This is a genomic window from Bacillus sp. FDAARGOS_1420, assembly GCF_019344915.1.
Lineage (GTDB): Bacteria > Bacillota > Bacilli > Bacillales > Bacillaceae_G > Bacillus_A > Bacillus_A mycoides.
Window position 1 is genome coordinate 231683 of record NZ_JAHWJB010000003.1, and the last position, 20021, is coordinate 251703.

Genomic DNA, 20021 nt, shown 5'->3' on the forward strand with positions numbered 1-20021 from the left:
TTGGAAGTCTGGTTTTGAAGCTACTAATCTATCATGGTAATAACATTCTAAAACCATTTCATTAATAGAAAAGGAAGTGTATAGAATGAAACATGCATGTAAAAAATTTTTAGGTATTGCAACAGTACTTACCACAGCTTGTTTAACTGTTCCTTTTGGTGCATCGGCAGATACGACACAATTAACGCCTGCACAAAAATGGGAATTAAAAACGCATGGTGAAGTAATAATTGATGATTTACACCCAGGACTCCCTGGTGTTCAAAAACGTACAAAGTACTTTAGCATAGAACATGGCGGATGGACAGATTTAGGGTGGGCATATCAATTTCGGGCAGCAGGTACAATTAATAAAAATGTGTGGACAGGTGTATCCCCATATACTTGTTCGAGTTGGTTAAGTGATACAAACCCATGGGATTCATTCTCTTTAGGCGTAAAGCAAATTAGAATTGATGACTCACCATGGGATGCAGAAAGTGCATGGTGTGGTCGTTAAACACTAGATAAATAGTATTCAATCAAAGAGGAGGTATTTTTTCAAATGCCTTCTTTTTGATGTTCCTATTCTCTCATTCTTCTTTTTCTGTCTTTCGTTCTTCTTCTTCATAATCTGCCCAAATCCCTAATGAAATACCTAAACAATACAGATAAGGCATTAGCTCGTCTAAAAAATCTTTGGCTTCAATTGCTCCTAATTTTACAAAAAGAAACCCAACTAAAGAAAATGTTGCAACCCACATTTGCCAATTTCGGAGTCTTTTTAAAATAGTTTGTGTTTTCAAAGCGTTCCTCCCTCTCTTTCTAAATAATTGCCCTTTTTCATCAATCAGCATGTGCATTTTCCTTTATATCCCTCTTTCCTAAACATCAAAGAGGAAAACTCTCGAATATTATCAAGTATTTATCTCCTGAATCTCCCTTTCTTTCTAGACAAAAATTGTTTAAAATAGAACGTAAATTCTGATTTGTTGTGATTATTATCCTATTCCTTCTTTATTGGATAAATGGGTTTTAAGGAGGAATTATGATATGTCTAAAGAGGTATTGTCTTAGTTTTGTGAAAAACATAGAAATCAATTGAATGAGCCTATTGTGCAACATTTTTTAAATGAACCCACAAATTATGCATTATTTGAACAAGCAATTCTAAAGCCTACCATTGAAAATAAACAACAATTAGATACGGCATTTCAGATTTATTTTAAAAACATCAAAATGGTTAATTACATAAGTAAATTGATTTATTTTTACTCTATTGATTTTGATAAAAAAATTTCACGATATAACAAAAGAAACTATTTACATGACGATTCTTTTTTGACACAAGAAATAGCAACAACAGTAGATGCAACACTAATTGAATATGATAAGAAGCAAAAAAGTATAAAAGATTGTGTTTCTGATCAGGCTCTTTTTCGGGCTTAACTTACCTTATCGGCTAACCAATTAAAAATCTTAGATTTAATGTATGTGTATAACTATACCAACAAAGAGATTGCACACATTTTACAGAAATCCGAACAAAATATTTCTTACCATCATAGAAAATCCATCAGTAAGCTAAGACACATTCTCACATCTCATTCATAAAAAGGAGTTGGACTATTGTGATGCATGTCGCTAGTGACAAAATAATGAATATAGATGATTTTGAAACTATTTCAATCAAAAATTCAACAGTGTATAAAATATACACCTCGACAAGATCGAGAAAATTTAGAACCAGAGTTGAGATTAAAAATCTATGAAAAAATAAAGGTATTACATGCCTTTTCTACACCTGGATTTTTTGACTTTATTGAAACAGAAAAATAGATAGAGATATATATTTATTTCTGTCCAACGATCAAAAAAATTTTTTTCTTTGATTTTTTTGAGGCTGGTTCTCTTTTAGAGAGAGCACGGATAATTTGAATTATTGTATTGGAAATAACTCGTCTTCATGGTTCGATAGTTAAATTTTTATTATTAAATTATTTTTTTCAAAGTGTTTTAGTTATTCTACGTTCCGTTCACTTAATAATGTAGGAGCGTAATTCACCTCATCATTTGTTTGAATATGAATATTGTCTTTCGTGTAGCAATAGAACAGAATTATGTTCTATTACATTAGTACATTAAGTTTCATTAACAAAAAATTCAAAAAAGGGAGAGAGTTTATAATGGCAGAACAAAAAGGAGACCAGCAGTATTAGCAGTACAAACATGGGTAAATTTAAAATATGAAAAAGTCGCAGGTTTTCAACTAGCACCTTTAAATGGTAAAACAGGTTGGTCAACTGTTTATGCTTTAACAAGAGCCCTTCAAATTGAATTAGGTATTACTGAGCTTGCAGATAAATTCGGAGTAACTACAACTGCTAAATACAAGCAGTGGGGTGAAATGTCACTAGGAAATGTTCCTACGGATGAAAAAGGAAAAGCGATTGTTAAAATTTTAAAAGGTGCTATGTATTGTAAAGGATATAATCCAGGTAAATTTGATGATGTTTTTGATGAAAGAACAAAAAATGCAGTTGTAAGTTTACAAAAAGATGTTGCTCTTCCAGTAACTGATGGTAAAGTATATGCCTATATTTTTAAAGCTTTCTTAACAATGGATGCTTATCGTCTTACTCCAGGCGGAGATGCAAAAATACGACAGATTCAACAAGATTTAAATAATAACTATTACAAAACATCTGGTGTTCAACCAACAGATGGTCATTACCAAGCAGACACAAATAAGGCTTTAGTGTACGGTTTACAGACAGAAATAGGAATCCCTGCAGATTCTCAAAGAGATAGAATTGGTCCAGCAACAAAGGCAGGGTTACCAATTCTAAAAGTAGGTAGTTCGGGTAGATTTGTTACATTATTCCAATATGCTTTATATTTTAATGGTTATGATTCTGGTTCTGGTTCATTTTCAACAACATATAATGCGAATATAGAAAGTGCAGTTAGAGCATTCCAATATTTATTTTGCAGTTGATTTTGATGCATATGGGATAGATATTACGGATAATATCCTTCCTCATTTCAAGGCTTTACATGCAAAAATGCTTGAACTTGGTGGATATTATAAAGTAGGTGTTTATGGAGCTCGAAACGTATGTATTCAAGTTTCAGAGAAAGGTTATGCAAAAACAAGTTTCGTTAGTGGAATGTCTATAAAATTTAGTGGGAATTTAGGATTTCCACTACCAAAAAACTGGGCTTTTGATCAAATTTCAACCGTTACAGTTGGATCAGGTAGTTAACAAAATACTTCTAAAACTATCTTGCAAAAGGACACACCTAAGCATACACATGCTACAGGTGTGTCCTTTTTGCATTTATTTTAATAAATAAGTTATCAGATAGCATTAGAAACAATGAATAAATTAAAAAGAAATGGGATGAATTGATGAAAGAATTTATAAGAAATCATTTATACGAGATTTTAGTAGTATTTATTATTGGAGGAGCTATTGTAGGGGGGGTAGTACTTACTTTTTGAATTGACGTTTTTTAACATAATAGAAGCATGCATTCTGTTGTATAGATAGAGTGATTTTTTATTTGATTAGGGAAGATATAACAGCATGAAATCATGGATTAAGGTTATTTGTATAACATCATTCGTATTTCAAATGACAGCATGTAGCAGCTCTACACAAACAGCACATCATTTGGTGCAAAATTAACATATGACTCTGCACAGAAGAGAATAACCTTTGTATATGAGAAGAAAAAATAATATTATAAAATCCTAAATTTCATATATAAAATTAATAAGAATTATGATATGATGAAAGTAACAAAATACTTCTAAATCTACCTGCAAAAGGACACACCTACGCATACATATGCCATAGGTGTGTCCTTTTTTCGTTGTCTATAAATCCCTAAAAAAGGGAGAGGGGGAAGATATATTGCTTACGAGTGAAATACCATCTACAGATGTATCTTTTGAGAATGTGGAGAGTCATGAGCGTAGTAAGGTGAATGAAATATCAGTATGTCCCAAATGTAAAAAGCAATCATTCAGAGCTACGTTTAACGAACATCCAAAGTGGGTGCGTTTTTGCTTGTGTTGTGATTATAAAGAAGTTAATCCAGCATATAGTCCATTTGTATATTAAGTAGAGTGATACTAATAGGAAAGGATACTACGGTATGAAACCATGGATTAAGATTGCTTGTATAACATCATTAGTCTTTCAAATGACAGCATGTAGCAGTTCAACACAAACAAATAATTCGAGACCTGCACAAACGGCCCAGAAAGCAATCCAGCAGAATGTAGAAGGAAAGAGTAATGTTGATATTCCGGAAGCATACAGGGACAAATTAAAAGGATTAGAAACGGGTAAAGGAAAAGTAATATATGTAAAAGACGGAGATACAGTAGATGTAAAAGTAAACAGGAAGAAGCAGACGGTAAGGTTACTATTATTAGACACCCCTGAATCTGTTTCTCGAAAGATTCCGCCACAAAAGATGGGTAAAGAAGCATCTTCTATTCTAAAGAAACAAATAGAAGGAAAAGATGTAACCCTGGTATATGATCATGGACAAAAAGAAGACAAGTATGGCAGAAAATTAGCGTATATATTTTGCGAAGGAATACATGTAAATGAATTAATGGTCAAATCAGGATACGGGATTGTAGCTTATATTACTAAACCGAACACTACGCTGCTTCCACAAATGTTAGATGCAGAAAAGAAAGCAAAATCATCTAAAAGTGGAGTGTGGAGTATCAAAGGTTTTGTGGATGAAAAGAAACATCATTATAACCGAAATAATGCCGCTTAACGCATATCACTAAAGCATAGTAAGAATACTAATGCTTTGAGATTAAAATAAGGAGGTTTTTAAGTGTGAAAGAGAATAAAAGAAACATGATCTTATCGTTTGTTATTTCGTTTGTCTTTATATTTTCGAGCATGATGCCTTTCAGTAGTAACGAATACATCTATGTTATTTCAAAAATTGGAGCTGCAGCTGGTGTAATAAACATTGTGATGATGAGTGTTTTTTTGTATGTTCAAAGCAAAAAAATGAGATATTCATTGAATTAAACTGTAAGAGAGAAAGTTTTCCTTACTCACATTAAAAAGAGAGTGGTAAGGAAAACAGTGAAGGAGATGGAATAGATGAGTTAGGTAGCGGGATTCTTGAAATTTGTTTTAGCGAAAGAAAAATGCTACGTATATTTGGCTGTATCAGAAAAGAGAAACAAACGTGTAAACACGCACATTTTTTATAAATTTGGTCAAATGGAAAAAGCATTGGAAAGTATGTACGAAATGCGGGATGATTTCGAGAATAAGTTCCCGATAGAACTAAAAGAAAAAGGATATGATTGGGAAGATATCAACAATTGGATACTTTCCATTGAGACAGGATTCTCAAAGCATGGAAATGAGCTAATCACATACGGAAGCTAAGTAGAGCAGAACATTAAATGAGGTGAATGAAGAATGGCGTTAATTCGAAAGTATCATATTACAATTGCTTGGATGATAGCTACAAGTGCAATGCTTATAAGCTTGGTTTTTAGTGAATGGATGAAACTTCCACCATGTGATTTGTGCTGGTACCAAAGAATGGCCATGTATCCATTAGTATTTATATTGGGGATAGGAATGTATAGAAAAGATCCTCATGTCAGCACGTATGCATTTCCATTTGCGTGTATCGGTTTAATGTTATCTGTATATCAAATTACAATTCAAGCGTTTCCTGTTAGTGAGATGAAGATTTGTTCAGTAGGAGTTTCTTGTACAGAAGACCACTTAAATTTGTTCGGTTTCATCACAATTCCGATGTTATCTTTTGTTGGATTTTTAGCTATTATTATACTTTTATACCTCAGAGACGAAAGATAGAGGAAGCCGATAAAACACCTTGTATATACATAGACATGAACATGTATAACGTTAGTTAATTCGAAAAAAATAAGAATGGAATATAGAAAAGGAGAAATTAAAAATGACAACATTACAAAACCAAAAAGAAATGAACCAAATTTCAGAGGCAGACGTAGAATTATTAAAAATCATGGCACACCCAGTTAGATTACAAATTGTGAAGGAGTTAAATCATCATAGAATCTGTAATGTAACGCAATTGACAGATATATTAAAAATACCACAATCCACTGTTTCTCAGCATCTATCAAAAATGAGAGGAAAGATCATACGTTCGGAAAGAAGAGGATTAGAGATGTATTATCATATTGAGAATTTCAAAGCTTGCCAGATTGTTAGTGTACTAGGTTTATAAAAAAGTATTAGATAATAAAAGTCCTCACAATAAGTGAGGACTTTTAAATGCGCTTAGATTAAATTTGTTGTGGTGCACCACCATAGTCGCCGACACTATATGTAGGAGAAGGGTAATGTCCATGAGTAGCAAGTTGGTCTGTCTGAGAAAATTGAGTAATTCCCACCGTTAACGCCCCAATAAAAGCAATACCAGATAATAATAAGCTGATTTTTTTCATTATTTTAACGCTCCTTTTTCGACTAATTTTCGTCTAGCTTGATAACAAATATGGAAATAGTCACTTACCTTTTTGTGATTTTCTAATTGTCTACATGATGTAGCAAATAATTCAGCATATTCCACAACATAATCCCATAACTCTTCTTTCTCAAAGTACACAATTCCTTCTTGAATGATTTTTTCTAATTCTTCCAATGGAATATTTTCGTTTAAGCTATTTAAAATAGAGAAGTGATGCGTATATTCCTCGTTATTAATTCCTCTGCAGATCTGTAATCCCTTATCAATGAGTTGGCTGGCTGCCGATTGTTCTCCTAATTTATAATGTTCCTTAGCTTCTAGGAAGATAGCCTTAAAGTGCGTAGGCATTTTAGCTGTTACTTCTGAAAGATGACGAATAGCTAAAGTAGACATGTTTTGATCAGAATATAGCCAACCTATTGTACTTCTTACATATAACAAGGAATCTTCTTCCTTATTCTTTTTAAGTAAATCAATTGCAGAATTTAGATATTCTTCTGCTTGTTCGTACTGCTTTAAATAGATACAGCAGCCGCCTAGCAAGCTATTACAAAAGGCTGCTTTCACTTCATAGCCTTCATGCTTCGAAAAGATTTCTTTTGATTTATTTGCGTATTCAATTGAAGTGAGCATGTTATAAGTATGGTGATAAAAAGTTGCGATTCTATAATAGAATTCAGCATGTTCAACTTCATCCGGTATATCTACTAGTATCTTTTCTGCCTGTTTATAATGTTCCTCCGCCATAGTATAATTTGCGATAAAAGTGGCATGCATGGCTTTGAAAAAGTGATAATAAAAGCGAAGAAATTGGTCTGTAGGCATATCATAATCGCTAATAGTATCAAAGCTGTTTTTTTGAATACTAAGGCTATCTGTTAAGACTGTGTAACGAAACTCAAGTAGTGAGTAATATAGTAGCAAATTTTGATCCTGACAATCTTGATTCGGCTCAGTACTTAATTTACTAATTTTTTCATCGATTTCCTTTTTTAAATTGGTAGCTTTTAAAATTTGTTGAGATAGCATAGATTGGTACCAGTCGTTCAATAGAGAGGTTAATTGCTCATTCCCCTTTACTAAAACACTCATTATATATTCCCCCATCCTATAGAAGTATCCTAATCCTATTTAATTAGTATCATCATAGCAGAACAGCAGCATTATTTGAGTGATTTCGAGTTATTTTTCAATAAAATTCAGAAAAAACAGTCAATTTATATCGATTTTATATGCTGGGTGTTTTTGCCCATCCCCTCGAAATGGGGGAATAAGCAATTGGATATCTTATATTCCTCACGTTCAGAAATTAACATATTAAAACTAGATAAGTAATATTGTTCGTAAAAGTGTATATTTGAGATCATTTAAACCATTTACCCTTCATTGTAACAATCCGATCATCATTTGGTATTTTCTTTTTTTGTGTGTATTCTCCCTACATTAAAGTAGATGTTTTCAAGTGGAAGAAATATCCTCTTACAAAAATGTAAGGTTACTGTCATATTAATCAATAGCGATTTATCTCTCAAAAGAGCAAAATAAGTAAGAGAATAACAATCGTAGGAGGATATATATGACGAAACCAGTTGTAGATGTAAAAAACATTCAAAAAGTGTACGGTAAAAAAGGTGATAACCAATCACATGCGTTAAAAGGTGTCTCATTCTCCATTCAAGAAGGTGAGTTTGTTGGTATTATGGGACCATCTGGTTCTGGTAAAACGACATTATTAAATGTAATTTCAACGCTTGATAAAGCAACGGGCGGCGTTGTTGAAATTGCGGGTACGGACATTACGAAAATGAAGCAAGGTGAGCTTTCTGATTTCCGTTCGCAAAAGTTAGGATTCATTTTCCAAGACTTCAACTTATTAGAGAACTTATCTATTTATGAGAACATTGCACTTCCACTTTCACTTCAAGGTGTTTCATCACGTAATATTGGACCAAAAGTAGAGAAAGTAGCGGATATGTTAGGGATTACAGAAATTCTTCAAAAGTATCCAACTGAAGTATCCGGTGGACAGAAACAGCGTTCAGCAGCAGCACGTGCGTTAGTGCATGAGCCAGCAATTATTTTAGGGGACGAGCCAACAGGAGCGCTTGATTCTAAAAATGCAACGAGTTTACTGGATGCCATGACAAACTTAAATACCGAACAAGGTGTGTCTATTATGATGGTTACGCACGATCCGTATAGTGCTAGTTACTGTCAACGTATTTTATTCATTCAAGATGGTGAGCTCTATAAAGAAATTCATCGTGGTGGTACCCGTGAAGAGTTTTATAAAGAAATTTTAGATGTGCTGGCAGACTTAGGCACTCAAAAAGGATAAGGAAGGACGTTCAAGCATGTTATTTAAAATTTCCATGTCAGGACTAAAAAGTAAGTTGCAAGACTATATTGTCTTACTTTTGGGTCTTATTATATCTATTTCAATTTTCTATATGTTCCAAACTCTAGCACAAAATAAAGCATTTCTTGAATCTAATTCAAATGTAGCTGCTATTGTATTTGCATTTCAAATTGGTTCAGTTTTACTAGCAATCATAACGTTCTTCTATATTTTATATGCAAATTCTTTCTTATTATCCCTTCGCCAAAAAGAGTTTGGGATGTATATGATGTTAGGAGCAAAAAAGCATAAAGTTACACTACTTATGTTTATTGAAACAATCGTATTAGGCGCAGCGTCTCTTGTGATTGGAATTACAATTGGTGTAGGACTTGCAGAAGGTATCGGTCAGTTATTGATGAAACAGTTGGAGTTTTCTGGTGAGGGGTATCAAGCATTTTATATTCCCTCTATGACTGTTACTTGCATCTTCTTTTTTGTCTTATTTGTACTATCAGCCATCATGAATAGTATGAAATTGTCACGTATTTCTGTTTTGCAACTTGTACATGCAGATGAACAAACAGAACGTGTCGCGGTAAAAGGGAAAATGACAGCTGTAGTTGCATTCCTAGGTTTACTTTTACTAGGTATTGGTTATACATCACTGATCTATATATCACAGCTACAAGGAGAAAATATAATAAGCATTCCTAAATTCATGGCTATTGGATTAATCGCGGCTACAGTTGGTACGTACATGCTATTTGGATCCCTTCTCCCCGTTATGATGAAAAAGGTACAGAGTAATAAAAAACGTAGGGAAAAAGGGCTGAATGCTTTTACTTTTGCGCAATTAAACTTCCGTATGAACAGTCTAACAAACGTGCTGGCAACGGTAGCAATATTAGTAGCTCTTGGAGCTGGTGGAATTGCTTGTGGTATGGCATTTAAAAACAATGTTCTAAAACAGACTGATAAAGGAACCATTTATGATTCGGTAGTTCATAATCCAACAGTGGAAGAAAAGAAATTGTTAGACGGTATTCCATTTAAAGAGCAACTTGAATATCGCTACAAGGTGGATGATACGTATGTGTATTATATAAAAGAAGAGTTAGAGAATAATCGTCCTTTAGTAAAAGATAGAAAAAATGAGAAGACAATGAAAGTTTCAGAAAAAATCCCCATGAATGCATTTGCATTATCAAGACAATGGGGTAAAGATGATGGAAAACCAAAACAATGGAGCGATGCTTTCCAAACAATTCAACCAAAGTATATGTATCCGAATCATGAAGTGAAAATTGTCAATCAAAACATATACGATAGTATGAAAGATACAGAAAATAAAGTATTTATTGGTAAAGCGGATAATTTCGGTACATACATAAAAGAATGGAAAAAACTTGATGAATTACATGTAGTTAAATATAAAAATGTGAAAGCAGAAGAACTGGATAGTAAGTATCAAACATATAAGTCGAACCAAAGTTTTTCTAGCGGACTCATGTTTATGGGCTTCTTCGTTGGAATTGCATTCTTAGCAATGATGGCAAGTTGTCTGATGTTTAAAGTTCTGTCTGGTGCATCCAAAGATTGTACACGTTATCAAATGCTTCGTAAAATCGGTGTTCGCCAAGAGTTATTAACACAATCGATTTATAAAGAGTTATTCTTTGTATTCTTAGTACCAGCAATTGTGGGTATTGTTCACGTATTAGTTGGTATGAACATGTTCAGCCCTCTTTTAATTGATCCGTATTTTCGAATTTGGTTGCCACTTGCTATTTTTGTAGTAATTTACTTGATTTATTACTTCATTACAGTTCAATTATATAAAAGAATTGTACTTTCGAAAGAAGATTAACGTAATGATATGATTTATATGAAGTGTCAACATCATCAGCCCCCATTTATTGATCATTCTGAAGGGGGACAAGAAAGCTGGAAATAAGAAATGGACTCGTATTACGGCTAAACATTTGGTTCTCGTGCAAAAAACTAAAATTGTATCATTTATATCAGAACAGATTATTTCAATAATCTGTTCTTTTTCGTTTGTAAAGACATGTGTAAGCAGATTCATGTAAGGTCATTCACTAAAGGAAGAGGAAGATAAAAATAATTTGAGATATTCTCCATTTAATTACTTTCGCAAAAAGAGAAAATAAAAAAACCAGCCGCTTCTTTTAAGAAAGATTGCTTTTTTGTAAATTATATTCGTATTCTTTGACTCTTCTATAAAATGTATTACTCTTCATTCCTACTCTTTGCATGGCTTCTACTGCAGTAATTTTATGATTTTTCCATTTTTGATAAGTTTCTTTAAAATTATCATCAATTTCAACTTTTTTGCGGCCATCCAATACTACATATGTACATATTCATTATTGAAATTAGTAATAATAAAATGTATTATTGAAAAGCGCTATTTATAATTCAAGTAATCAAGGCTATGTATCTATAATAATTTGAACATTCAGAAATTATAATATTATCATAAAAATGAGGTGAGATTAATAGAAACAGTACATATTAAATGGTATGGATTGTATAGTTTAAATGATTTTTATAATAGAGAAGAAGCTTTTAAGAAGGGAATATTTGCAATCTCTAGAGTATATGCTAAGAATGAAACATTGATCTATATAGGAAAAACCAAAAGAAGCTTTATACAAAAGATAAGGGAACTTAATAAAGATTGGATTTTTGATGAAAGCGAATTAAAGATTACATTAGGAATAATAGAGTCTCCTAGTGGTGAAAGTTTCTCTGAAAAAAAGGTAAAAGAGATAAAATCCCTTTTGATTTTACGGCATACCCCAGTAGAAAACAACACATCTTTATTGTACCATAGAGGGCAGTTTAATTTGAAAATTATAAATAAGGGAAGAAGGGGCTTAATTGTTAAAAAGATTTCTACAGGAGATCTAATGTGGACCTAATTGGAATCACCTTTGAATAAAATTGAAGGTTTCTTATGAACAGATGCTTATCAATTTTTAATGTATTAAAATATTTTTGAATAACATATGTCAGATGCTTGAAACAACACAAATTTTATTATGATATGAAATCTTGTATGGGAATTGTAATTCATTTCCATTGTTTAATGAAAATATTAAGAATTATGAGGATAATGCATAAAGATTAGAAGAGAAAATAAACTCGGAGGTTTAAAAAATGGGACAAGGAAGCAGGTTTCAAGAAAAACAACAAAATCGTCGTAAAAAGGTGATTTTTAATATTGCATTTACTTTGGTATTAGTGGCAGTTGGTATAGTGACATACCAGTTGTTTTCCCCTTCTGATACATCAAAGAAAGCAATTGCTCAAGAAAAGAAAGCAACAAAGATAGAAGAGAAGAAACATAAAGAGAAAGAAGCAGCGCAGTTAGAAGAGAAGAAACGTGAAGTGAAAGAAGCAGCGCAGTTAGAAGAGAAGAAACGTGAAGTGAAAGAAGCAGCGCAGTTAGAAGAGAAGGAACGTGAGGAGAGAGAGGCAGCACTGTTAGAAGAGAAACAAAAAGCAGAAAAATCGGTAAAAACCAGCGAAAATGAAAATAAAGAGGGAGAAAAAACGGCATCTCAAGAAAAGGGTTCTCAAACTAATCCTTCTTGGAAGCCAATTGGTACAGAGCAAGGAGCAAAACCTGCAATGAAATTTAAAGAAGGAACAGTAGATTGGAATGAGATGAAAAAAGCAATTTCTTATGCCGTTGATGTTCCAGAGGGTCAATTGATTTTTGATTTTATTGGAAATAATGGTGAAAATAAAGCCTACGGTAATGTACGAGATAAGCAAAGTAATAAAAAATATAAGGTTGATATTGCTTGGGTAGAGAATCAGGGCTGGAAACCAGTATCTGTTCAAGTGGTAAAATAAATAAGCAAAATGTAAATGCTATCCTCTCTTGTTGTGAGCGACTAAGCTATTAAGTGATGATATAGAAGTTCATATAGTAGAGATTCCAAAGTTGATGCAACAATGGCACGAAGAGAAAGTCAATCCGGGGGAAGATTCGTTTGTTCGTTGGTTATTATTATTACCTGCGAATGGGTTCTGGTGCAAAAATAAAATAAAAGAGAATAAAGCGCATATACTCCTAACAGAATTGTATCTTATGCTGCAAGTCCAAACAATTGATGAATGAATTCTTTCTGATTTTGGACAGACTGTTCCCCTAAATCAATCTGTTCTTTTTTAATCATATGCATGGCTTCTACTCCAGAAAGAATAGATGTAGCTGTGGCAAAAGATTTGAGCCCTAGCATAGAACGGATTCGCTTCTTTATAAAACGATGATCTTGTTCTACTATGTTATTCAAGTACTTTTGTTGTCTAATTTGCATACCATCAGGTATGCTTTTTCTTTTTTCAACTGTTCAATTGCTATCGGATAAGCCAGGTTCTTATCGACTGTTATAACACGTGGCTTTGTAACATGAAAAGACCGCAAAGCTTTCTTGAAGAAGTGCTTTGCAGCCTTCTGGTCTCTTGTTTTGTTTAGGAAAAAATCAAATGTGTTTCCTTTCGAATCAACAGCACGATACAGATACATCCATTGACCTTTTACTTTGATATAGGTTTCATCGACTCTCCAAGAGTCATTTGGTTGTTTGAGGTGACGACGGATTCGTTTGTCCAATTCAGGACCATACTGATGAGCCCAACGCATAATCGTTGTATGAGAAATGGATAAACCCCGTTCTTCTAGCATTTCCACTAAATCGCGAAAACTGAGGTTGTACCGTAGGTACCATCTTACCGTTAACAAAATAATATCAGGCTGATAATGCTTCCATTTGAATGCAATTTCCTTTTCCTTTTCCATACCAATCACGCACCCTTTCTAAAGTAATAGTAACAGTATGTCCAAGATTTATAGATTCATTGCAATTGTCCTTAAGTTCTTGCACCAGAACCTTTTAATCCTATACAATGAAACTCTCTTTTTCCTTACCCATTCCTTACAAATTTCTTACGTTCAAAATAGATTCTATTTATTAATATTATTTAAAATCTGCGATACGATTTAATCTTAATTTAGTTGTTTTATAGAAATATTTCTGGTTTTTAGAAAATAATAATCTGAATATTCATTGTTTTCTATATTATTTTTAGAAAATAATCCCATTAATAGGAGTGTTATGATTTAATTGTTAGTCAATATCTCACTTTTAGAGCGTTAATGTCTTTGAGAAAGTCTAAGCAAGCTATTGATTTCATTACCATCACAAACGAACTGCAAAAAAAGAATAGGATTGAAGAGGCGGGAGAAGTCTCGTATCCCACTCAATTAGTTTCTATCTTCCTATTTAGTAAACTTAAGGAGCTCGTTTTTATGAAAACTACCGAATCAAAAAGTCTATGGGGAAATACAATTTATTTACAAGTTTTCTCTGCGTATTCACTGCTTATGCTCGGAGTATTTATTGACATGTTAGCCATTATGACCATTGTTAGTTTTGAATGGGGAGTAGATCCCACCATGATTGGATTAATTCCCGTTGCGTATGCACTTCCTGGGATTATATTTAGTTCATGGGCAGGTGTTATTGCTGATCGCTTTAGAAAAATTCCAATTATGATGTTTTGTAATCTAATGGTTGGTTTATTAACAATTGTTCTTTTATTTGTCCAAAATATTCATTGGCTTTTGTTAGCATTAATGGTTCGTTCCATTTTCACCGTTTTTTACTATCCTGCACAGCAAACACTAACACGACAGATTGTTTCTCCTGATCTGCTTACCAAAGCGGTAAGTATCAATGGGATAGTTGAGCAAGGAACCAAGATACTGGGCCCACTTATAGGAGGAATGTTACTGAGCTGGTTTCAGCCAGAGTTTTGTTTGATTATAAGGGCAATATGCTGTTTACTAGCTGCTTTGGTTCTGTTGCCTACAATAAGGTTACAGGAATCTTTGTCAAAAGAACATATAGAAAAGAAACAGCAAAGTACTTGGACTGCTTGGTTACAAGGTTGGGGGTATGTATTATCCAATCGGATGATATTATCAACTATGATTTTCTTTACAATAGCTATGGCAGTATTACAATTAGTAGACTCACAGTTCCCTACTTTATTTAAGAGCTTGTTTCCAAATGATAAGAGTAAAATGGGATACATCATTTCTATTATTGGTCTTGGGGGAATAATTGGCGCATTCTTAACTCAGAAATTAAAACATTTTCAATATGGTTGGGTAATATGTGGAGGCATTGCTTTAATGGGAATTGGCTTTGGAGGTATTAGTCTGATAACTCTGATAAGTCCTGGTTCATCCCTCATTTTTGCCTATCTGATTAGTTTTATAGCTGGTATTGGAAGTGGACTTATGTTTGTATCCAATCAAGTTATTCTACAAATAGAATCTCATCAAGAACAGGTCGGAAGAGTATTTGGAATTCAAAGTAGTTTAGCAAATGCAGTCCTCATTATTTCTCCTGCTATGAGCGGTCCACTGGTTCACTTTTTCGGAGTAATTGAACTCTATTTTTATGTGGGTATTGGGCTCATCATCATCGGAGTAATTGGGGTTTCACTGCAGAAATATATATGGGTTAAACACAAACAAGAACCTATAAGAGTAAATAATTTTTGAAGGGAAGATTTTTTATGGCCAATGAAGAATGTTATCCGTTAAGTCATCCACAGAGGAGAATATGGTATACAGAAGTTATTCATTCCGGTAAAGGGATATGTAATTTAAGGTTTTTATTTAAACTTCATAGAAAAATGGATTATTCAAAATTAAACCGAGTTGTGAATCGTGTTATTAGTGAAAATGATGGTCTTTGCATCAGACTAAAAGAAAATGGGCATCAGCAACCTGAACAATATTTTGTTAAACATGCAGAACAAGAATTTGAGTTTTTCGATTTCAGTTCCGTGGAAGATTCAGATTTGCTTGAGAAATGGATCGAGCAGAAAACAAAAGAAACGTTTACATTATTTAATTCAGATTTGCACTATTTTGCTTTAATAAAATTAAACGATAATGAATGTGCAGTCTTTGGGAATGTTCATCATATTATCATGGATGGTTTATCAATCCAAATATTTATCAGTCAGATTGCAAAATATTATTATGGGATGTATAGCGAGACTGAGGAGGGCGTACTTAGAAATTCATATGTTCAATTTCTGGCCAATGAACAAACATACTTGAATAGTAGTCGCTTTCAAAAAGATCAAAAATTCTGGTTAGAGGAATTTAAAACACTTCCATCTGTGACGGGATTGAAGTCCTATAATACGTACCAAGTTAGTACCAGAGCAGCACGTGAGACGTTTATATTATCGGAGAATTTGAAGAGAAAGATAGAAAAATTTTCTGAAAATTACAAATTTAGTTTATATACTCTTTTTGTCGCTGCATTTTCCTTGTCTATGCATCGGTGGACCTCATCGCTTGATATTGCATTAGGAATGGCTTATGGCAATCGTATGACTAAAATGGAACGGGAATTAATTGGAATGATGGTGAGTACGGTTCCCCTAAGAATGGATATCGATCCAGAAGAAGAAGTGCTTTCATTTATTAGTAGAGTGTCCAGAAAACAAAGTAAATCATTACGACATCAGAAATACCCATTTGATTTGTTATTAAAGCAGATTAATAAAGAGAATAACAGCAATGTTAGACTTTTCGGAACTACGATTGATTATAGAGATCGTGATGAAAGTGGTGACTCACTATGGATTCCAAACTGTGAAGAAGTACAAGATTTTGCAGTGCATATTGAGAATTTGATTGATATAGACTCTTTACATGTACATATTGATTATCGTGAAGAGTTATTTTCTAAGGAAGAGATAAAACGTTTTTTCAAAGTTATGTTAGCAATAATAGAAAATACGTTTGAAAATCCAAAGCAGAAGGTAGCTGAAATTGAAATCATTTCTGAAGAAGATAAAAGAAAAAGTTTAGTAGAGTTCAACAATCCTAAGCTTGATTTTCCACCTCAAGTAACTATTCATGAATTGTTCGAACAGCAAGCGATGATTTATCCAAACGCTATTGCAGTTACGTATGAAAAAGAGCGAGTTACCTATAGGGAGCTAAATGAACGTGCAAATCAGTTAGCTCATTATCTACAAAAAAAAGGAGTAGGACCTGATACTTTAGTTGGACTGTGCGTTGAACGTTCTCTCGAAATGATTGTAGGTATTTTAGGGATTTTGAAGGCTGGTGGAGCTTATGTTCCACTTGATCCAACATATCCAGAGCAGCGACTTCAATATATTTTAGAGGATGCTAGCATTCAGTTATTCGTAACGCAAGAAAGTTTAAAAGAATTGAAATGGTTACCAGAAAATATTAAATCGATTTGCCTGGATCGTGAACGAGCTGAGATTGGGCAAGAAAGTAAGTCCTTGCCAGTTTCTGATGTAAGTTCCCAAAATCTAGCTTACGTAATCTATACTTCGGGATCAACAGGGAATCCAAAGGGCGTTATGATAGAGCATCACAATGTCATTCGTTTATTTAAATCAACAGACTGTTTGTATCAGTTTAATGAAAAAGATACTTGGACGCTTTTTCATTCTTATGCATTTGATTTCTCAGTATGGGAAATTTGGGGAGCATTATTATATGGTGGGAAATTAGTTGTTGTTCCGTACTGGATTAGTCGATCGCCTAAGGATTTTTATCAATTATTGGTAGAGGAAGAAGTCACAGTTCTAAATCAAACACCTTCCGCATTTCGACAATTAATACAAGTGTGTGAACAAGAAGATGAGAATAAAAACTTGCAGCTGCGTTATGTGATATTTGGTGGAGAGGCATTAGAAGCTATTAGCTTGTTACCTTGGTTTCAAAGGTATGGGGAGAAAGAACCGCAGTTAATTAATATGTATGGAATTACAGAAACTACCGTTCATGTTACATATTATCCAATTACTCAAGATGATGTGCAGCATGCTTCAAGAAGTAATATCGGAAAGCGGATTCCAGATTTAGAAGTGTATATACTAGACGCTTATCAACAGGCTGTACCTATAGGTGTAGATGGTGAGCTTTATATTGGCGGGTCAGGGCTTGCACGTGGGTATTTAAATAGACCTGAATTAACTGCAGAGCGCTTTATACCTCATCCATTTAGTAGTGATCCGAAAGCAAGATTATATCGGACAGGAGACTTAGCGAGGTATTTACCGGATGGGAATCTGGATTATCGTGGAAGAATTGATCATCAGGTTAAAATACGTGGTTTCCGAATTGAGATTGGGGAGATTGAGTCTACTTTACATGCACATGCATCTATAAAGGAGGCTGTTGTGATTGTTCGAGAAGATCAACCAGGTGATAAACGATTAGTAGCATATGTTGTAGGAGATGGAAATGTAGGTGCGTGGCGAGAGTATCTTAAAGCGAAACTACCGAGCTATATGGTCCCTTCGAGATTTGTGACGATGGAAGCCATTCCACTAACAGCTAACGGTAAAGTTGATCGTGAGGTCTTACCTATGCCGGAGGAAGAGCAGACTAACAGTGAAGCTGTTGCTCCTCGGAATAGTAACGAAAAGATACTGGCTACCATCTGGAAGCAAGTATTAGGTGTTAAAAAGGTAGGAATCTATGATAATTTCTTTGAAATTGGTGGCGACTCGATTCTCAGTATTCAAATCATATCTCAAGCAAGTCAAGTGGGATTAAAACTTACTCCAAAGCAAATGTTTGAATGCCCAACCATTGCCGAGTTGGCACAAGTGGCTATAGAAATGCAGGGAGTACAAGCGGAGCAGGGAATTGTGACAGGAGATGTGCCTCTTACTCCAATTCAGTACTGGTTCTTCGAGCAAGAACATTCACGTCCGGAGCATTGGAATCAATCGATGCTTTTAAGAGTAAAAGAGAGATTGGACGTTAAGTTACTAGAGGGAGCAATATTAAATTTACTCAAACATCATGATGCTTTACGTTTCCGGTACGAACAGTTACCAAATGGAACGTGGAGGCAGAGAAATGAAGGGACTGATGAGCGGTCTGTACTTCATGTGGTAAAACGGAACAAAGCTAATGAACAAGCGTGGAATAAAGTAATACAAGAAGAGATGAACATTACACAAGCTAGTTTCAATTTAGTTACAGGTCCGTTAATGAGAGTAGTTTACTTCGAGGATATCTCAGATGGAAATGATCGACTATTTTGGGTGATTCATCATTTAGTGATAGATGGAGTATCGTGGAGAATTCTATTGGAAGATTTACAGGCGGTATATAAACAGATGAAACAAGGTCAAGGAGTCCGCTTACCTGCGAAAAGTACATCTTTTAAAGAGTGGTCGGAACGACTGCAGACATACAGTGATTCGGGTATTTCAAAAAAAGTACAAGATTATTGGAATGAACGGGTAGAAAAAGAAACGATGAAAATTCCAATGGACTACCCAATACAAGAAACAACAGAAGAATCCATTGATCAAGTGACGAGGACTTTAGGAGTAAAAGAAACACATGCATTGTTACAAGAAGTTCCAGTGACTCATAAGACAAGGATTAATGAGGTACTATTGGCGGCATTAGGACAAGCTATCGTCGATTGTACAAATCAGCAAACGGTTTCTATTCATCTAGAAGGACACGGGAGAGAAGAGATGATTGAAGGTATTGATCTATCACGGACAGTGGGCTGGTTCACGAGTATTTATCCTGTTCATCTGAATTTTCAAGGAACTAAAACACCTATTGAAGGATTAAAGGCTGTAAAAGATCAATTGCGTCAAATTCCGAATTGCGGAGTTGATTATGGTATTTTAAGTTACCTGAAAAAAGAATCACTTCCGTTTTATCAGCAAAAGCCTTCAATAAGCTTTAACTATTTGGGCCAATTTGATCAAGTGTTTTCAAAGGAATCTTTGTTTATGCAAGAGACAGGGTTTACATTTTTAAATCATGCTCCAGATTCCAAACCATCGCATCTAATTGATGTTATCGGTATGGTAAAAGATGAGAAGTTACATTTTGTTTGGATGTATAGTAGAGAACAGTTTTCTAGATTGAAAATTCAAGCGATAGCAGATGGTATGTTGAGGCATCTTCGTCAACTTATAAATAAACCAACAACAGAGTCTGCTTTTACAGTATCAGATTTTGCTGATGCGGAGGACCTTACGGAAGAAAGTTTGAGCAAAGTATTACTTAAATTAACAAAGAAAAGGGTGTAAA

General features: G+C 34.0%; 18 protein-coding genes and 6 pseudogenes. 19 read left to right on the plus strand and 5 right to left on the minus strand.

Going from position 1 to position 20021, the window contains the following annotated elements; genetic code table 11:
- Positions 1-85: 85 nt before the first annotated feature.
- Positions 86-499: a hypothetical protein gene (locus tag I6L50_RS30145; protein WP_219303901.1), complete on the plus strand. Its 414-nt coding sequence runs from the start codon at positions 86-88 to the stop codon at positions 497-499.
- 73 nt (positions 500-572) lie between these two features.
- Here I6L50_RS30145 and I6L50_RS30150 read toward each other — a convergent pair whose 3' ends face one another.
- Entirely contained in the window at positions 573-836 is a 264-nt protein-coding gene (locus I6L50_RS30150; protein WP_374108436.1) for a hypothetical protein, read from the minus strand.
- Positions 837-1095: 259 nt separating this feature from the next.
- Between I6L50_RS30150 and I6L50_RS35125 the strand changes: the two genes are divergently transcribed.
- The 10 genes and pseudogenes from I6L50_RS35125 to I6L50_RS30190 all read left to right on the plus strand — a co-directional run bounded on the left by I6L50_RS35125 (position 1096) and on the right by I6L50_RS30190 (position 6258).
- Positions 1096-1428 carry a hypothetical protein gene (locus tag I6L50_RS35125; protein WP_257475434.1) on the plus strand — a complete coding sequence of 111 codons (333 nt, stop codon included), beginning with the start codon at positions 1096-1098 and terminating at the stop codon, positions 1426-1428.
- Between the two features lie 15 nt (positions 1429-1443).
- Positions 1444-1593: pseudogene (locus tag I6L50_RS35130) on the plus strand (sigma factor-like helix-turn-helix DNA-binding protein); the annotation flags it as partial.
- 547 nt (positions 1594-2140) lie between these two features.
- A pseudogene (locus tag I6L50_RS36040) lies at positions 2141-3242 on the plus strand (glycoside hydrolase domain-containing protein); the annotation flags it as partial.
- A gap of 327 nt (positions 3243-3569) precedes the next feature.
- A pseudogene (locus I6L50_RS36045) lies at positions 3570-3647 on the plus strand (thermonuclease family protein); the annotation flags it as partial.
- A gap of 252 nt (positions 3648-3899) precedes the next feature.
- On the plus strand, positions 3900-4109 hold the full coding sequence (locus I6L50_RS30165; RefSeq protein ID WP_219303902.1) for a hypothetical protein: 210 nt from the start codon (positions 3900-3902) through the stop codon (positions 4107-4109).
- Positions 4110-4143: 34 nt separating this feature from the next.
- Positions 4144-4785 carry a thermonuclease family protein gene (locus I6L50_RS30170; RefSeq protein ID WP_219303903.1) on the plus strand — a complete coding sequence of 214 codons (642 nt, stop codon included), beginning with the start codon at positions 4144-4146 and terminating at the stop codon, positions 4783-4785.
- Positions 4786-4850: 65 nt separating this feature from the next.
- Entirely contained in the window at positions 4851-5051 is a 201-nt protein-coding gene (locus tag I6L50_RS30175) for a hypothetical protein (protein WP_219303904.1), read from the plus strand.
- Positions 5052-5147: 96 nt separating this feature from the next.
- Positions 5148-5420 carry a hypothetical protein gene (locus I6L50_RS30180; protein ID WP_257475437.1) on the plus strand — a complete coding sequence of 91 codons (273 nt, stop codon included), beginning with the start codon at positions 5148-5150 and terminating at the stop codon, positions 5418-5420.
- 33 nt (positions 5421-5453) lie between these two features.
- Positions 5454-5861 (plus strand): disulfide oxidoreductase, encoded by a 408-nt coding sequence (locus I6L50_RS30185; protein ID WP_219303905.1) that lies wholly within the window; start codon positions 5454-5456, stop codon positions 5859-5861.
- Positions 5862-5964: 103 nt separating this feature from the next.
- A complete protein-coding gene (locus I6L50_RS30190) occupies positions 5965-6258 on the plus strand; it encodes an ArsR/SmtB family transcription factor (RefSeq protein WP_219303906.1) in 294 nt (97 codons plus the stop codon).
- Positions 6259-6316: 58 nt separating this feature from the next.
- On the opposite strand, the gene I6L50_RS30195 is transcribed toward I6L50_RS30190, so the two are convergent.
- Both I6L50_RS30195 and I6L50_RS30200 read right to left on the minus strand, forming a co-directional pair.
- Positions 6317-6478 carry a hypothetical protein gene (locus tag I6L50_RS30195; protein WP_219303907.1) on the minus strand — a complete coding sequence of 54 codons (162 nt, stop codon included), beginning with the start codon at positions 6476-6478 and terminating at the stop codon, positions 6317-6319.
- Positions 6478-7593, minus strand: a complete 1116-nt coding sequence (locus I6L50_RS30200) for a response regulator aspartate phosphatase (protein WP_219303908.1) — start codon at positions 7591-7593, stop codon at positions 6478-6480. The genes I6L50_RS30195 and I6L50_RS30200 overlap by 1 nt, the downstream gene beginning before the upstream one ends.
- 484 nt (positions 7594-8077) lie before the next feature.
- Between I6L50_RS30200 and I6L50_RS30205 the strand changes: the two genes are divergently transcribed.
- On the plus strand, positions 8078-8839 hold the full coding sequence (locus tag I6L50_RS30205; RefSeq protein WP_219303909.1) for an ABC transporter ATP-binding protein: 762 nt from the start codon (positions 8078-8080) through the stop codon (positions 8837-8839).
- 16 nt (positions 8840-8855) lie between these two features.
- Complete coding sequence (locus tag I6L50_RS30210; protein WP_219303910.1) at positions 8856-10709, plus strand: ABC transporter permease; 1854 nt, start codon at positions 8856-8858, stop codon at positions 10707-10709.
- A 322-nt stretch (positions 10710-11031) separates the two neighbouring features.
- Here I6L50_RS30210 and I6L50_RS35725 read toward each other — a convergent pair.
- A pseudogene (locus tag I6L50_RS35725) lies at positions 11032-11202 on the minus strand (recombinase family protein); the annotation flags it as partial.
- Between the two features lie 150 nt (positions 11203-11352).
- Between I6L50_RS35725 and I6L50_RS30215 the strand changes: the two are divergent.
- From I6L50_RS30215 to I6L50_RS30225, 3 genes and pseudogenes are all read left to right on the plus strand, one after another.
- Positions 11353-11787, plus strand: coding sequence for a sodium:proton symporter (locus tag I6L50_RS30215; RefSeq protein ID WP_219303911.1), 435 nt, complete (start codon positions 11353-11355; stop codon positions 11785-11787).
- Positions 11788-12025: 238 nt separating this feature from the next.
- Complete coding sequence (locus I6L50_RS30220; protein ID WP_219303912.1) at positions 12026-12727, plus strand: YrrS family protein; 702 nt, start codon at positions 12026-12028, stop codon at positions 12725-12727.
- 43 nt (positions 12728-12770) lie between these two features.
- Positions 12771-12899, plus strand: a pseudogene (locus I6L50_RS30225) (Rpn family recombination-promoting nuclease/putative transposase); the annotation flags it as partial.
- A 64-nt stretch (positions 12900-12963) separates the two neighbouring features.
- Here the strand turns inward: I6L50_RS30225 and I6L50_RS30230 are convergent.
- Positions 12964-13676 (minus strand): IS6 family transposase gene (locus I6L50_RS30230; protein WP_374108437.1). Its coding sequence is split into 2 segments (ribosomal slippage): positions 12964-13205 and positions 13205-13676, totalling 714 coding nucleotides; the frame shifts between segments, so codons are not numbered across the junction.
- A 357-nt stretch (positions 13677-14033) separates the two neighbouring features.
- Here I6L50_RS30230 and I6L50_RS35895 point away from each other — a divergent pair.
- From I6L50_RS35895 to I6L50_RS30240, 3 genes and pseudogenes are all read left to right on the plus strand, one after another.
- Positions 14034-14138, plus strand: a pseudogene (locus tag I6L50_RS35895) (hypothetical protein); the annotation flags it as partial.
- 48 nt (positions 14139-14186) lie between these two features.
- Positions 14187-15449 carry an MFS transporter gene (locus I6L50_RS30235; RefSeq protein WP_257475438.1) on the plus strand — a complete coding sequence of 421 codons (1263 nt, stop codon included), beginning with the start codon at positions 14187-14189 and terminating at the stop codon, positions 15447-15449.
- A gap of 14 nt (positions 15450-15463) precedes the next feature.
- A complete protein-coding gene (locus I6L50_RS30240; RefSeq protein ID WP_219303914.1) occupies positions 15464-20020 on the plus strand; it encodes a non-ribosomal peptide synthetase in 4557 nt (1518 codons plus the stop codon).
- Position 20021 lies beyond the last annotated feature (1 nt).